The sequence below is a fragment of the Lactiplantibacillus plantarum genome, assembly GCF_014131735.1.
Lineage (GTDB): Bacteria > Bacillota > Bacilli > Lactobacillales > Lactobacillaceae > Lactiplantibacillus > Lactiplantibacillus plantarum.
In genome coordinates, this window is record NZ_CP039121.1 from 416,072 (window position 1) to 432,011 (window position 15,940).

Genomic DNA, 15,940 nt, shown 5'->3' on the forward strand with positions numbered 1-15,940 from the left:
ATTCCAAGTCAGGTGTACTCTGGCTTGGAATATTTTTTTGGCTGGAATGTTAAAAATGAAGTTATCGAAATGGCAGTATACTTCCATTTCAAGCCGAAAAACAGAAAAATGGCAGTATACTGCCATTTTTTAATGGTGGACTAAATGTTTTAAGGGCAACCGTTTTTAGTGAATTCATTTTGAAAAACCAATTTGTCTTGACAATTACTTGAAAGGTCGTTATATTAATTATGGAAACGATTCCAAATAGGGGGTGAGCCTAAATGACAACGATTAGTGAAATAGCAGCTGAGGCTGGTGTAGGTGTTGGGACTGTTTCGCGGTATTTAAACCATCGGCCTAGTGTTTCAGTTGCTAAGAAGAAACAGATTCAGGCAGCGATTGAAAAACTGGATTACACCCCGAATGCCATTGCGAGTCAGCTACGCGCGCAGAGCACTAATACGATTGGTGTACTGGTATCAAGAATCTCTAACCCCTTCTTTGCACAGTTATTTGATGCATTGGAACGGGAGTTAAACGGATACGGGTTTCAAGTGATGGTAATGCAGACTCATGATGATGCGTTGGCAGAACAACACTTTCTGGATAAACTCAAGCAGCAACAAGTGGATGGCGTCATTCTGGCATCCATTGAAAATCAACAACTAGTGGCACAATTGTCGGCGACGTATGCTAATCAGATGGTGCTGTTGAATGAAGAAGCTACTGATATTGGTATTCCAATGATCAGTTTAAATCATTATCAGGCAACTAAAGATGCTTTGGCATACTTATATCATCAAGGTCATCGGCGAATTGCCTATGCCACGGGTGGTGATTTTCCCAGTACGCATCATGGACGTTCGCGGACGCAAGCCTATTTAGATTTTTGTGAAGAGCAGCAGTTAGTTGTAAACAATAACTGGGTTTTCGCACAACAACATACGATTGCGGATGGACAAGCGTTGGGGAAGCAATTAGCGTCCTTAAACCCTAGTGATCGCCCGACAGCGGTGTTTACCAATTCTGATGAGGTGGCCGTTGGGGTAATTGATGAGTTACAGCAACAACATTTTCGCGTACCAGATGATATGGCCGTGATGGGATATGACGATCAACCATTTGCGGCGGTGGCCCAAGTTCCATTAACAACGGTTCGACAACCGGTCGCGGCAATGGCTCAATTGGCGGTCGATCAGCTATTACATCACTTGGGCCGGTTACAACGACCTGAGTTAACGATTGATCTAAGCTTAGACTTAATCAAAAGAAAAAGTGCTTAAGCCTTTTTCTTTTGATTAAAGTGGAATCGATTCCAAATATAGGAGTAGTAATTATGCAAAAAAATTGGTGGCAAAAAGAAGTTTTTTATCAAATTTATCCGGCATCATTTAAAGATGCTAATAACGATGGCATTGGGGATTTGCGTGGAATCATCCAAATGTTACCCCGGTTGAAACAGCTGGGAATTACGACTATCTGGTTATCTCCAATATATCAATCACCCATGGTTGATAACGGTTACGATATTTCTGATTACCAAGCTATTGATTCTCGGTTTGGAACGATGGCTGATTTTGATGAGTTGATGGAAGTAACTAAACGATTAGGATTAAAAGTCATTTTAGATTTGGTTATCAATCATACCTCTGATCAGCACGTGTGGTTCCAATCTGCAATTAAATCGCCGACGAGTCCGTATCGTGATTTTTATATTATTAGGCGTGGGGCACACGGCAATCCGCCTAATAATTGGCGATCAAACTTTGGTAAAGGCTCGTCATGGACGTTATTGCCAGGAAGTCAGGATGAGTATTATCACCATGTCTTTTCTAAACAACAACCGGACCTAAATTGGGAAAATCCGGCTCTAAGGAAACGAATCTATCAAATGATTAATTGGTGGTTGGCAAAAGGGGTTGCGGGTTTTCGGATCGATGCAATAACATTCATAAAAAAAGATCAAGATTTTGCCAGCATTAGTCCTGATGGTGTTGATGGGTTAGGTAAAGTCAAACGTAAAGCTGAAAATCGACCTGGTATTGAAAAGTTCTTAGCTGAATTGAACACGGCTACTTTTAAACCAGCTAACGCGGTGACGGTTGGAGAGGCTTCGGGGGTTAGTTATGACCAACTTGGACAATTTATTGGTAAAAAAGGTTACTTCTCGATGATTTTTGACTTTCATTACGCAGATATTGATATTGCATCCGGATCAGAGTGGTATCGACGAGTTAAGTGGACACCGACGGACTTACGGCGCGCAATTTTTAAAAGCCAACTGGCGATTCAAAATGTCGGCTGGGGAGCTAACTTTTTTGAAAATCACGATCAGCCGCGGAGTATTGATAAATATATTCAGACACCAGCTTATCGGAATGAAATTGGTGCCAAAGCACTAGCCTTACTTTATTTTAACTTGCGCGGTTGTCCATTTATTTATCAAGGACAAGAGCTGGGGGTGACAAATGCACGGCGTGACTCAATTACCATGTTTAACGACTTGAGCAGTCACGATAACTATGATCGTGCTATTGAAGAGGGATATTCAGCAAGCGAGGCGCTTGCCTTTGTAAATGCTCGTTCCCGGGATAATGCGCGATTACCATATCCATGGGATGATTCCGTCAATCAAGGCTTTAATCAGGGTGCCAAGCCATGGATTACACCAAAACAGTCACATGATAGGGTAAACTGGCAAAGCGAACAATTAGATTCAAATTCAGTTTGGCATTTTTATCAGTCATTGATTAAGTTACGGCAAATATCAAATTTAAGTCAGGATTTAATAGTCGGTGATTTTAGGCCAATTACTTGTGATTGTGACCAAGTGATTGCTTATCAACGTGGTCGAAGGGTACAGGTGTATGTTAACTTAAGCGCAAAACGGTTATTCCTAACGTTACCTAATGGCCGACCTCGATTAAATAATTACGCACATTATCGACTCAATACGTTGGAACCATATCAAGCCATTCTTTTTGAGGTGAATTCAAATGAGTAAAAACTATCAGGTACTTGCGAAAAAAATTATTGATATTGTTGGTGTTGACAATGTTGAATCGGTTACTCATTGTCAGACACGGTTGCGGTTTGTTGTTAAAGATCCTAAGCAGATTGATAAAGCAGCACTTGAAGACTTAGATGAGGTTAAGGGAGTCTTTTTCGGTTCAGGACAGTATCAGGTCATTATTGGCACTGGTGTTGTTAACGATGTGTATGACGCAATTGAAAAGTTACATTTAGTTAATGCAATTTATAGTCAGGAAACAACGACTACGCCGACTCCTGATGATCAGAAGTCACCATTGCAACGATTCATGGCAATGCTTTCGGGAATCTTTATTCCAATTATTCCGGTGATTGCAGCTACTGGACTTTTCTTGGGATTACAAAGTGCTTTGACTAACAATCAGGTTTTACAGTTGTTTGGAACTTCATCTGCCGCGATTCCGGCAAGTCTTAATACAGTAATTTCAGTTTTAACGGGGACTGTTTTTTCATTTCTGCCAGCTTTAATTGTTTGGTCCACATTTCGCTATTTTAAAGGTACACCAATTGTCGGTATTGTGATTGGACTCATGCTTGTTTCCCCTTCACTGCCTAACGCGTATTCAGTTGCGGGTGGTACAGCGAAAGCGATTATGCTTTTTGACAGGATTCCAGTTATCGGTAGTCAAGGATCCGTATTAACAGCGTTAGTTGCTGGTTTTCTTGGAAGTAAACTGGAGCATTACTTTCATAAACACGTCCCTAACGTTCTCGACCAAATTTTAACGCCCTTTTTAACGATGTTAGTTACTTTTGGTATTATGATTTTAGGGGTTGGCCCGGTTGTACACTGGATTGAAAATGTGATGATTAGTGGTGTTGAAGGGTTGATTAACTTACCATTTGGAATTGGTGGTTTTTTGATTGGAGCCGCTTATCCGTTAATGGTGCTAGTTGGTATTCATCAGATGATGATTGCCATCGAAACGTCACTATTAGCAGCCACCAAGCTCAATCCGTTAATTACTTTAGAAGCCATGTATGGCTTTGCTAATCTGGGGGTAGCTTTGGCGATGATTTTACGAGCAAAGTCACAAAAGGCTAAGGCTAATTTTATTGGCGCATTTTCCTCGCAACTATTTGGTGTTTCAGAACCAACCTTGTTCGGGGTCTTGATTCGCTATAATTTCAAGCCGTTGGTTGTAACCGTTTTAACCAGTGGGATAGGTGCTGGCGTACTGAGTGTTATGAGTGTGGCAGCAAATTCATATGGTCTAGCCGTTGTTCCCTCTTATCTGATGTATATTTACAATGCTCGTGATTTGCTGATTTATACGGTCGTCTCGTTATTGACGGTAGCAGTGGCTTTTATTGCCACTAATATGTTTGCGATTCCTAAGGACATATTAAAATCTGATCAAGTACAACCAAAGATTGTGGATGATACGATATTTTCACCAGTTTCTGGTAAAAGTATTGCCTTGAGTACGGTTAACGATCCGGTCTTTGCATCTAAGATGATGGGGGACGGCATTGCAATTAAGCCACAGGAACAGGGGCCGGTAAAAGTCTATGCGCCACAAAGTGGTCAGATGAGTGTTGTAGCCGATACAGGACATGCCTATGGGTTAACAACCAATAATGGAGTTGAGTTGTTGATTCACATCGGTATTGATACGGTGTCATTAAAAGGGCAAGGCTTTAAAGTTATCGTTAAACCGGGGCAAACTGTTCAAAAGGGTGATCTCTTAGGTGAGTTTGACGCAACGGTGTTAAAAGCTGCTAACTTAGATGACACGGTCATGGTGATTGTGACAAATAGTAAAAATTATCAACGGATAGAATCAGAACCTAATCAGTCTATTCAGTCGGGAGCAGCACTGCTGGCGATTCAAGGGCGTCCGGAAATGACGACTGCAACAGCATCCTAAACGTAAGTACGATAAAACCGCGATTTGCCATGAGCAAGTCGCGGTTTTATTTTGAAAATTTGAGTAAGTGCAGTACTAGCATGGACTAGCTAGCACTAACCGTAATATCACCATTGCTGGTCGTCAGTCGGTATTGTACGGCCGCCGATTGGTTGACCTGGTAATCACCGCCATCGGACTGGAGATGATTGAAAATATGCAAGTCCCCATCGCTAGTGCTAGCTTTAACACCGGTTGTCCGTGGCGCGGTTATTCGAATATCACCGTCACTGGCTGTAGCGGATAAACTTTCAGTGATGCGATTATTATTGAGCATAATATCACCTTCGCTACTTGTTAGCTTAAGGGCTTTGAACTGATTATTGGTTAGATGGATGTCGCTATCAGCGGTTATAATTTTTGAAGCAGTCTTGGTAAAATGACTGTCGGTGATGCTGATATCTGGATCGCTATTGATTTGTAGACTAGGCGCCGAGACACGAGTTAACCGTAAATTATCGCCGGTCAACGTCAGCGACTGATTGACTTTGACATCCGTTAAATTAATATCGCTATCCGTACTAAGACTTTTCAATTGGTCGACGGTGACGTTTTGCAACGAAACGTTACCACTTTGACTAGCTTTGGCGGTTATTTGATGAATAGTAGTTCCTTTAGGCACCGTAATTATTGTCGTGTCAGCAAATTGTCCGACGTTATCGAACATGAAGCCCACGGTTTTGGCGTTGTGTGTCGTTGAAGTAACAGTGACGTGACCATTGTTGGTCGTAACAGTTGGTAAGGCGCGCGTGGCGGTAACCGTGATATTAGCAGCTGTGCCTTGCTTAATAGTAATATTGTTGGCCGTTGCAATCGTGATATCTTTTAGCTGACTGACGTGGTAGCGCCGAGTCTTATGGCGAACAATGTGAAAACCCTGGTCCCAATAGACGCTTTGAATACCGTTATTGGCAATTCCAAACATGATTAGAAGCAGTCCAACAACTAATAAAATAATGCCAACTCTAATTGTCTTTCGCATGGTGGTGACCTCCTCGTTCCGCCCGATTTTTCTTAACAAATCGGTGGTATAGGTTTTGTACGATTTTGGCAATTCCTTGCAGAATAACGCTAATAAGCCAGATAAATAGTGGTAAAACTAATAGCTCGGCACCAATAATAGCAAGACCGCTACCTAGGTAGAATAGTGCGACCCATAGCGACTGGCCGAAGATACCGATGCCGGCTGTTAGCATGGCAAATGCGAGGATGGTCACGCCAATTAAGATGGCACCCGCTGCAATCACGAATGCAAAGACGGTAACGGCCAAGGCAAAGAAGACCGCTAAAATAGCTATTAATGCGGGAATTGTGATCGGTGTTGATAATAAAGCAAGCACAATTAGCCAAATCGTGCGTACGGTTGCTTGAGATTTTTGCCGTTTAGAAGTATTGGCATTGAGATTTTCGTTAAAACGAATCGAATAATCGGCTAACACTTTCCGAGCCAATTGTTTAGGCGTTCCCAGTTCGGCAACGCAGTCATCATAATTGGCGATTGCCGCGTCTAGTAAGTATTCGCGATAAAATTCAACAACCTCGTCGCGTTCATCATCGGTAAGTTGAACGAGTAACGCGTTAAATTTGGATAAGTAGTCGTTCATGGTTCATCCTCCCCCTGAAGTAAGTGGTTAATGGCCAAATAATAGGTTTGCCACTCTTGTTGAATCGCACTCAATTGTGTCAGGCCGGCGCTCGTAATCTGATAATAGCGTCGGTTGCGGCCTTGATAGGCCTGATCGTAAGTCGTGACCCAGTCATTTTTCTTGAGTCGTCGAAGCACTGGGTAGAGCGTCGATTCGGACACCGAGATGGCGGCTTGCAAGCGCTGCGTTAGCGCGTAACCATAGTAATCTTGGCCTTTAAGGCAGGCTAAAACGCACCCGTCCAATAACTCGGAACTAATTTGAATGGCCATTGCTATCCCTCCTGCTATATTATACGTCGTATAGTATTGCTCAATGAGTAGTATACAGTGAAGTGAAACTAACTGTCAAACTTAAATATTAAAATAATGATAAAAGGTAAACTACCTTTAGCCACTAGTAAACGCAAAATGTGCTTGCTAACGGTGACTGAAATAGGCCTTGTACTAAAGCTTAAAATCATGATGCTCAGCGAGTACCAGCTGTCCGGTACGCAAGGGTGATACTATACTGAGCTGATAAGGCCTAGAAAAATGACTGATTTCGATATATAATCATTATATTGAAATATTAATACAGTTAATTGTCATGGCTGAGTTAATTATTATCGATAATATTATGACGGAGGGCAATTATGGAAACGGACATGAAGAATTGTGTGGTTTGTGGTGAACGAATTCCCCAAAGTGCCCAGTATTGTGAAAAATGCGGCAGTGGACAACCGACAGTTGCTGAGGATAAGTGTAAAGACGCGGAAACGACGACTTTAAAGCAGCCGCATCATCAAAAAAAGAGCTTACGGACGTGGTGGTTTTGGTTGCCACCAGTTATCTGTGCGCTAGTCATTGTCTTTGAGATTGGATTTAATTTGTATCAGGCTCGGGAAGCTAATACGCTTGCAGCCAATATTCAATCAGAAATCAGAACGAATAAAGCTGAATATGGCAAGGTTAAAGTGAGTTGGAATGGTGGTGCCATGCGTGTGCGGATATCAAAGCAAGCGCCAGTTATTGAAAGTGTCGATCAAGGCAAGACCGCTTCGTGGCAGTCACTAGCCAAGACACTGCAAAGCCGCTCTGAAAAAATCGCGAAGAATCACAATCAAAAATATTCACATATTGAGGTTTTGTCGCCTAAGAACACCAAATATATGTGGTTGGAAGTCAATCATGGCAAGATGAAATTCAATATTGCAAATCAGTTGAATTAGCTGACCGGGTTCACGACATAAGCAATGGTGTAAATGGTCCCGGATGGTTTTTAGCAACACAATGAGTGATAAAAGATGGTCGCTGAAAGACGCCGATACACAAAAAAGCCCGGAAAACCGGGCTTTTTGTGACTATTAACTGGACGCTATCAAATAGATTGCGATGATTATTTGTTTGTGACGTTACCACCAAAGTATTTATTAGACAGTTTCTTTAAGGTGCCGTCTTGACGGAGTTCTTGAATCGCTTTAGACAGTTGTTTTTGGAGTGGGGCGTGCTTTTTAGTGACAATTGCGCCAATCTTTTGTGTTTTGATTTCTGAACCACCACTGATGAATTTCAAGCTGGCCTTTGGATTCTGCTTGAGGTAAGCATAGAACGCTTCCCGTGAGTTGATCGTTCCGGCGACGCGACCTTGGTTTACGAGGTCGATCGATTGTTGAAAGCCATCGGTCGGTGTGACGGTCGCACCTAAACGTTTAGCATCGGTCGCGTTATTACTAGTCGTTGTTTGGGCAACTTTCTTGCCTTTGATATCCGTGATCTTGTTAATTGAGGACCCCTTCTTGACCGCTAATTCGGATTTAGAGTAGATATAAGGCGTAGAGAAGAGGTATTTTTGTTTACGTTGCGCAGTTTCAGCGATATCGTTGATGACCACGTCGTATTTGTCGACATCCAGGCCAGCAATCAAGGAGTCGAATTTCGTTGGGACGAACTTTGCCTTGAGACCGAGCTTTTTAGCGACGGCTTTACCAAGGTCGACTTCAAAACCAGTCAACTTACCGTCTTTGCGATAGCTATAAGGCTGGAAGGTGCCTTCTAGCCCGATCGTCAACGTGTCGCTCTTTTGCAATTTGAGCTGACTACTTGTGCTAGAAGTGCTGCTTTTAGATGAGCTAGAATTACCGCATGCCGTCAAGGCGACTGTTAGTGCGAGTCCTAAAATTGTTAAACTTACTGCTTTGAGCCATTTTTTCATATCGATTACCCCCGTAGAGCTATATTTTTTTGACAAAAAAAGTCGTCCTTTATCGAAAAAGGACGACTGCTGATCGTGGTACCACCTTAGTTTCCAAGCGCGTGCACAACGCTTGGCTCAATGAGCTAATTCACTCAGTACGCTAACGGGTACGACGCGTTACTGGCTTGCTAATGCTCACCAATACCATTTAGAGACCATCTTCGTATCACTGTCCGACCGTTTTACACCAACCAACGGCTCGCTTTGCGTGGCAATCACACTACTCATCTCATCATAATGTTTAGATATTGAGACTAGTCTACAAGATTAAATAACAATTGTCAAATCGAAATCACATTTTATATTAATCTAAATGCCATTTGTTGTGAATGCGCCAGATCGATGGTTGATGTGAGACGCTAGGGGGTGCTAAAAAACGTGCATCTGACTGGGATTTTCCAGTTAGATGCACGTTAACTCAAATGAACGCTATTGGTTTGCTTTGTCTGAAATCGTGGTGAACGTCATCGCGGCTAAGAAGTCGGCAATTCGTTGCGTTGGCTGCTTAAAGAATTCAGCGGGTGTCCCGTCGAACAGAATTTTGCCATCTTCAACAAATAGGATCTTATCCGCAACTGCGCGGGCAAATTCCATGTTGTGAGTGACGATAATCATGGAATCTTCTTCCTGAGCGAGGGCTAGTAGAACGCGGAGCACACCAGCTTCGAGTTCGGGGTCTAGCGCACTAGTTGGCTCATCTAACAAGATGAATTCGGGATCCATCGCTAACGAGCGCGCAATCGCGACCCGTTGTTGTTGCCCACCGGATAATTGTTCGGGGTAGGCGTCGGCCTTATCTTGCAAGCCGACCCGGGCCAACAATTCTAGCGCGGACTTTTTAGCCGTCGCGGAATCCTTTTTTAAGACTTGCACGGGGCCTTCCATGACATTTTTAACAACGCTGAGATGGGGAAACAGATTATAACCTTGAAAGACCATCCCAGTTTTGCGTCGAATATTGAGAATTGTTTTATTAGTCAACGGCTTAGTAAAGTCGATAGTTTCGTCATTGAAGTGGTATAAACCTTGTTCGGGCCGTTCAAGCAAATTTAGTGACCGCAGTAAGGTTGATTTACCAGAACCCGAGGGGCCAACGATGACGGTCGTCTGGTGTTCTTTAAATTCAGTATTGATATCGGTTAACGCCTGGTGATTGCCAAACGTCTTATTTAAGTGTTCTAATTTGATCATTCGACAACCTCCTAATTAAGTGGCCGTAAGTAACGTGACGTCCGTTTTTCCAAGTAGCCTTGTAGCCAGCTGAGAATCGTACATAGAATTGCGTATAGGGCAGCAACCAGGGAGTACATCACAAGTGGTTGATAATTTTGAGCAGCAATTTGTTGGCTGACTTCGAACATTTCAATAATCGTGATTGAAGCGGCCAAGGAGGTGTCCTTGACTAAGCTAATAAAACTATTGGATAGTGGCGGTAGTGAGACTCGCGCAGCTTGCGGCAAAATAATTCGTTTGAGTACTTGTGACTTGGTCATGCCAATCGAGTAGGCCGCTTCCCACTGACCTTGAGGAATGGAGAGAATGGCTGCTCGAATCGTTTCCGCACAGTAAGCCCCGGTGTTCAGTGAAAAAGTGGCAATCCCAGCAGTCCAGGGGTCGAGCTGGACCCCATTTGGAAAGAGCCCTTTGATTTTAAGGTAGGGAAGCCCGAAATAGACGATAAAGAGTTGTACTAGCAGTGGGGTACTCCGAAAGAGCCAGACGTAGAAGTTAGCGATGGCTTTTAGAATTAAAAACCAACCACGACGAGTCGAAATCTTGACGAGGGCCGTGAAAATCGCAAGTATCAAACCGAGAATAAACGAAATAATGGCAATCGGAATGGTATATTTTAAACCCGCTGCAGCAATTTGCGGCGTTGATGTGACAATGATGTGCCAGATTGAATCCATAGGGAGCCTCCTGTAACAAATTAGAATTTGGTGCTATGTATCCCGCCATAATAGCGGGCAATGGTACGTTACTTATCAGTAACGTTACCACCAAAATACTTATTGGACAATTTCTTTAACGTGCCGTCCTTACGTAATTCTTGGATTGCTTTCGAGATTTGTTTTTGCATCTTAGGGTGTTGCTTAGTGACGATGGCCCCGATTTTCTGTGAGGCAATGTGATCGCCGGAATCAATCAGCTTAATGTTAGCCTTCGGATTCTGCTTGAAGTAAGCATAGAAGGATTCACGAGAATTAATAGTCCCAGCGACGCGGCCTTGTGAGACGAGGTCGATCGACTGTTGGAAACTATCGGTTGGGGTGATGGTTGCACCTAAACGTTTAGCATCCGTTGCGTTATTGCTAGTCGTTGTTTCGGCAACTTTCTTACCCTTAATATCGGTAATCTTACTAATCGATGAGTTCTTCTTGACGGCTAATTGTGATTTAGAATAAATGTAAGGGGTCGAGAAGAGATACTTCTTCTTTCGGGCCGCCGTTTCGGACATGTTATTCATGACAACGTCGAATTTGTTTGTGTCTAAACCAGCTACTAACGAATCGAACTTCGTTGGTACAAATTTAGCTTTTAGTCCCATCTTCTTGGCAACGGCTTTCCCGAGGTCAACTTCAAAACCAGTTAATTTACCGTCTTTACGGTAGCTATATGGTTGAAAAGTGCCTTCTAAGCCAATCGTCAACGTCCCCGATTTTTGCAATCCGAGGTCGTTAGACTTTGAACTGCTGCTAGTGTTACTACCACAGGCGGTCAATGTAACTGCTAAACCTAACCCAAGCACTGCAACGCTTAATTTTTTAACCCATGACTTCATGATTCACACTCCTAGAAATTTTTCACAACACTCCTAGTTTATCCGAAAATGAAGCTGTTAACAAAAAATAAGCATTGAGTGTCGCAAACGGACCAATGCTTATTTCATAATCGGCTAGTATAGCGTTAGTGTAGCGAATCAGAGAAGGACTGTCAAACCCTTTTTTATCAGTAAAAGCGACGCAAGCGCGGGTGCTCAAACTGATACAGTATAAATGGTCGTAAAGCGTACGGCTTATTTGATGTGGATCCTGATATAAAAAGTGCTAATATTCAGGAGCACGACCACTCATTACAGCTGACAGATGTAATCAAAAAATGCGACTAATCGCAATTATTACGGTTAGTCGCATGATGAGTGGGTCAAGTTAGAATTGGGGTGCGAACGATGCTGCTGGAACAATTACTGGTGCCGGTTGTAAGATGTGGCCAAGGCGTTTAATTCCCAGCGTAATCGTTTCGACGTCGAGACTGGTGAAATTCAACCGGAACCCGTTTTTAACCTTGCGACTTGCGAATTGGCAAGCGGATGGCACATAGGCAACGTGTGCTTGCGGTAAAACAACGTCATTGAGCAAGGTTTTAGCATCAATTCCTTCTGGCAAGGTTACCCAGATGAAGAAGCCCCCATTAGGACGGGTGTAGTGGACATTTTGCGGGAAGTATTGATCGAGTGCGGCTAACATCGCGTCACGTTTAATCCGGTATGAAGTACTAATAGTTGCAACGTGATCGTCGATGTCGTGTTGATCTAGGTAGCTGTTGATAGCAGCCAGTGTTACATTTGGCGATTGAACATCGATTGCGGATTTCAGTCCGACCAATTCGTGCATGATTGCGTCGTCAGCAACAATCCAGCCTGTTCGCAAGGCCGGGGAGAGAATCTTTGAGAAACTTGAGATAAAGATGACGCGGCCTTCAGTATCGTAGTGTTTGATAGCCGGAATATTTTGACCACTATAACGGAGGTCCCGGTACGGGCTGTCTTCCAAAATAATGACGTCGTACTGATTGGCAAGGGCAACGAGTGCTTGACGACGTTTGGCACTCATCGTCGTACCCGTTGGATTGTGGAAGTCAGGAATCGTGTAAATCAATTTGATCTCAGGATGAGCTTTCAAGGTTTTACGAAGTTGACGAATATTCATCCCATTATCATCAACTGGAATTTCGTAGTAAGTCGGTTCGTAAGTGTCGAAGGCGGCTAAAGCCCCCATGTAAGTCGGGCCTTCGACGACCATGGCATCTCCATGGTTCAACATGAGCTTCGCCACGAGGTCGATGGCTTGCTGACCACCTTGGGTCATCATGACATTGTCGGCACTAACTTGAACGTCAGCATGAGTCGCCATTCGATCTGCAATTTTTTGGCGTAATGCCGGCAACCCTTGAGTTGATGAGTATTGGAAAATGCCTTGACCATCGTGTTCAATAGCATCACGATAGGCTTGCTTTAAGTCGTTGTCAGGGAATAAGTGCTGATCTGGAAAACCACCAGCGAAGGAAATGTTTTCCGGGTTTGCACTATTCTTGAAGACCTCATCTAGGTCGGAAGTGTCATTGTTTAACACGCGATTTGCAAATAATTTTTTCATAATAATTTTCCCCCACTCAGTTTTTTGTACTTAAACTGTTTTCTTTGATTATCAATATGATAAAATAAAGCTTGTAATTAGTAAAACTCAACTTTTTCAATAATAAGTGAAATAAATTCACCTAAGAGAGGTAAATCATTATGGCAAACTTCGCATATGAAGTCTTTTCAACGGTCGTTGCCCAACACACATTCTATCAAGCGGCCGCTACGCTTAACGTTACGCCAAGTGCGGTCAGTCATTCGATCAATCAGTTGGAAAAAGAACTGGGTTTTCCACTATTCATCCGTAACCGTTCAGGCGTTGAACTTACTAGTGATGGGCGGCAGGTTTTACCCTATGTTCAAGAGATTCTGAATACGGAAAGTAACTTGCGACAAGTTGCCGATAATATTCAAGGATTGCACTCTGGATCGGTACGGATCGGCGGTTTCAGTAGTGTCTGTATCAACTGGTTACCCCGAATTATTCGCGAATTTAATCATAAATATCCTGATATTAAGATTTCAGTCATGCAAGGTAACTTTAATGAAATAACCAACTGGGCCAAGATCGGTACTATCGATATTGGGTTTACGTCGATGCCAGTCAATGAGAACTTATTAGTGCATTCACTGATCAATGATCCAATCTATTGTGTGACGCCCGCTGATTTTATCCCAGAAAATGGTGAATTCATTACGACTGATGACGTTGCGGATAAGAACTTTATTCTACAACAAAGCGATTATGACCGGGACACCAAGCTAGCACTGGACCACTACCACGTTACTAATAACTTTTTACGATTCTCGATTGATGATCAATCTATTATTTCAATGGTAGAATCCGGTTTAGGCATGGGCATTTTGCCTCAGCTAGCACTACGGAAGCTAACTGGAGATGTTAACACGTTTTCCTTTGCCGAACCTTATAATCGTGAGATTGCCTTAGTTGCCAACAAAACCCAGGCGGCCGCTCCTTCAACGGCTATCATGATTCGTGCTATTAAACAGTTTTTGACCAAGGAGTATCCGGATCAGATGTTATGGCAGTAGCAAAGTTAGGCAGAGCGTTGGCGTAGCCAGCACAGACTTCAGTGGCATTGAGCATGTTTCGGGAAGCCACTCGAAAGGTAGATGAACGACCGCCTAACTGGTGCAATTAGTCGTTAAATTATTATTTACTACTAAGAACTTTGAACAAATGTTAATGGGACATCAACTGTTTTGAATACCTCAGTATAAAGATCATGGAACAGTCGTAATTCTATTATCAGACTGACAGTTATATGGCAAAGTCGCTGTCGCTAAAATAGCCACGGCCAATTCATCAGAAACGGAATACGCACATGTCCGCCATTCGAACGCTATCCCGACTGGAAGGCGTTGTAGGACGCGCTCAACCAGGCAGGGTTGGCACTAACTTAAACTTTTTTCAGCGGACTTAAGCTGGCTGCTTTTAACGTTAAAGGCTTACTACGACCAGATCGCACAATTAAAGCTAAAAATAGCCGCTTTTCCAGTAGACCAAGTTGGTTGTCAGGAAAGGTGGCTATTAATCTTTTAGATATGTTTTAGATAAGCACTCTGAGCAAAAATGATGGCTAGGTCGATTGGACGGGTGAAATCAGTTTATAAACGTTTGAATCGTATTACCGATTTGATGGTTGTTGAGTAAGCCGGATTGGGTGCGCCATGAGCGCAACACTTTTTGTTGATAGACCTTTACCACTGGCTTGAAGATAGATTGACCAGCCAGGGCACTTTGCAGTGGTAGGGGTTGGTCAGCTTTGATGGCTTTTCCAGCGACAATCAATACCTGCATCTTGGAATCAATGGTATGGCGGTGTGCAATCAATTTAGCTAGTGTGGCCGTTTGCGACTTGGCGGCAACCGGCGTCGTTTGGCGACGATTGTTACTTTGGCGGCTGGCGCCGTTAAATGGGGTGGCCATCAGTACAAGGTGTTGTGGTGATAAGCTTGTTGTTGTGTGTTCGACATAGTTAGTGGCAGTGAGACCGCCACGACCGTAACTGACAAGGTTAAACCGGCGAAATTTAAACTGCTGGCGGGCGGCGGTTAGGAGTTGCTTTAATAAATGCGTTTGTCGGTTTGAATCAAGGTTCTTGGGCAGTTGCACTTGTATGTAGGGGCGGTTGTCACTGTCGAGCAATTGCCCTTTAAATGTCACGGTCCCCGTCGCTGTAATTTTGGCGGTGACCAGTGTCTGAGTGGCGCTACTGTTTTGAATATGGGCAGTTAATTGCTGAATCTGATTGTGAGTTAAGTGGTCATCTAGTAAGAGCACCATTGGAATACGTTCAGTAGAAGTCACTGTTATGGTGGTGACCGGTTTTGACTTGTGGACTTGTTGTTGCCAAAGCATGGTACCACCGATCATTGCTAGCAGAACTACTAGCCAGGTAGCGCCTGTCAATACTTGTTTTGTCGTTGCTTTCATATTTCCCGTTACTCCATATCTCCAAATAAACTGCACTTTTAATGTAAGCCACTCACAGTCAACTTGCAACTGTTTATACACACTTTTAGATAGCAAAAGTCCCGACCAAGTAAATTTGGTCGGGACTCCTTAAAGGTATCAGTCATGTGCTCCGAATAGGGCAGAGACTGATGCTTTAAGATCACATATGGTACTCAAAAAGCATCACCCCCTTTCATTAATTGTCCGTAGTTTAGTCCCATTTAATGGTCAGGTCAACTAATTAGTTCGCAAACGGACTAAACGCGGTATAATAGAA

The 15,940-nt window shown here is 43.2% G+C and carries 14 protein-coding genes and 1 other annotated feature; of the genes, 5 read left to right on the forward strand and 9 right to left on the reverse strand.

Annotated features, from left to right (window positions below; translation table 11 throughout):
- The first annotated feature begins 263 nt into the window (after positions 1–263).
- Genes E5260_RS01845 through E5260_RS01855 form a run of 3 tightly spaced genes read left to right on the forward strand, consistent with a single transcriptional unit; the run spans position 264 to position 4,904 of the window.
- Entirely contained in the window at positions 264–1,265 is a 1,002-nt protein-coding gene (locus E5260_RS01845) for a LacI family DNA-binding transcriptional regulator (RefSeq protein WP_003642450.1), read from the forward strand.
- 53 nt (positions 1,266–1,318) lie between these two features.
- The gene (locus E5260_RS01850) at positions 1,319–2,986 is read left to right on the forward strand and encodes an alpha-glucosidase (protein ID WP_003642449.1); all 1,668 of its coding nucleotides are present in this window, start codon (positions 1,319–1,321) and stop codon (positions 2,984–2,986) included.
- Positions 2,979–4,904 carry a sucrose-specific PTS transporter subunit IIBC gene (locus tag E5260_RS01855; protein WP_003642448.1) on the forward strand — a complete coding sequence of 642 codons (1,926 nt, stop codon included), beginning with the start codon at positions 2,979–2,981 and terminating at the stop codon, positions 4,902–4,904. Before E5260_RS01850 ends, E5260_RS01855 begins: the two co-directional genes overlap by 8 nt.
- A gap of 85 nt (positions 4,905–4,989) precedes the next feature.
- On the opposite strand, the gene E5260_RS01860 is transcribed toward E5260_RS01855, so the two are convergent.
- The 3 genes from E5260_RS01860 to E5260_RS01870 are packed head-to-tail and all read right to left on the reverse strand — an operon-like array spanning position 4,990 to position 6,861.
- Positions 4,990–5,925 (reverse strand): DUF4097 domain-containing protein, encoded by a 936-nt coding sequence (locus E5260_RS01860; RefSeq protein WP_003642447.1) that lies wholly within the window; start codon positions 5,923–5,925, stop codon positions 4,990–4,992.
- A complete protein-coding gene (locus E5260_RS01865; RefSeq protein WP_003642446.1) occupies positions 5,909–6,547 on the reverse strand; it encodes a DUF1700 domain-containing protein in 639 nt (212 codons plus the stop codon). Before E5260_RS01865 ends, E5260_RS01860 begins: the two co-directional genes overlap by 17 nt.
- Positions 6,544–6,861: a PadR family transcriptional regulator gene (locus E5260_RS01870; protein ID WP_003642445.1), complete on the reverse strand. Its 318-nt coding sequence runs from the start codon at positions 6,859–6,861 to the stop codon at positions 6,544–6,546. The genes E5260_RS01865 and E5260_RS01870 overlap by 4 nt, the downstream gene beginning before the upstream one ends.
- 362 nt (positions 6,862–7,223) lie before the next feature.
- Between E5260_RS01870 and E5260_RS01875 the strand changes: the two genes are divergently transcribed.
- Complete coding sequence (locus E5260_RS01875; RefSeq protein WP_003642443.1) at positions 7,224–7,799, forward strand: zinc ribbon domain-containing protein; 576 nt, start codon at positions 7,224–7,226, stop codon at positions 7,797–7,799.
- Between the two features lie 167 nt (positions 7,800–7,966).
- Here E5260_RS01875 and E5260_RS01880 read toward each other — a convergent pair whose 3' ends face one another.
- From E5260_RS01880 to E5260_RS01900, 5 genes are all read right to left on the reverse strand, one after another.
- Positions 7,967–8,782 (reverse strand): transporter substrate-binding domain-containing protein, encoded by an 816-nt coding sequence (locus E5260_RS01880; RefSeq protein ID WP_003642442.1) that lies wholly within the window; start codon positions 8,780–8,782, stop codon positions 7,967–7,969.
- Positions 8,783–8,837: 55 nt separating this feature from the next.
- Positions 8,838–9,069: a binding site (T-box leader), on the reverse strand.
- Positions 9,070–9,253: 184 nt separating this feature from the next.
- Positions 9,254–10,015, reverse strand: a complete 762-nt coding sequence (locus E5260_RS01885; protein WP_003642441.1) for an amino acid ABC transporter ATP-binding protein — start codon at positions 10,013–10,015, stop codon at positions 9,254–9,256.
- A gap of 11 nt (positions 10,016–10,026) precedes the next feature.
- Complete coding sequence (locus E5260_RS01890) at positions 10,027–10,734, reverse strand: amino acid ABC transporter permease (protein WP_003642440.1); 708 nt, start codon at positions 10,732–10,734, stop codon at positions 10,027–10,029.
- A 68-nt stretch (positions 10,735–10,802) separates the two neighbouring features.
- Positions 10,803–11,606: a transporter substrate-binding domain-containing protein gene (locus tag E5260_RS01895; RefSeq protein ID WP_003642439.1), complete on the reverse strand. Its 804-nt coding sequence runs from the start codon at positions 11,604–11,606 to the stop codon at positions 10,803–10,805.
- A gap of 367 nt (positions 11,607–11,973) precedes the next feature.
- Positions 11,974–13,200: an aminotransferase-like domain-containing protein gene (locus E5260_RS01900; RefSeq protein ID WP_003642438.1), complete on the reverse strand. Its 1,227-nt coding sequence runs from the start codon at positions 13,198–13,200 to the stop codon at positions 11,974–11,976.
- Between the two features lie 140 nt (positions 13,201–13,340).
- On the opposite strand from E5260_RS01900, the gene E5260_RS01905 reads away from it, so the two are divergent.
- A complete protein-coding gene (locus tag E5260_RS01905; RefSeq protein WP_003642437.1) occupies positions 13,341–14,237 on the forward strand; it encodes a LysR family transcriptional regulator in 897 nt (298 codons plus the stop codon).
- Positions 14,238–14,808: 571 nt separating this feature from the next.
- On the opposite strand, the gene E5260_RS01910 is transcribed toward E5260_RS01905, so the two are convergent.
- Entirely contained in the window at positions 14,809–15,642 is an 834-nt protein-coding gene (locus E5260_RS01910; protein ID WP_025015655.1) for an alpha/beta hydrolase, read from the reverse strand.
- Positions 15,643–15,940 lie beyond the last annotated feature (298 nt).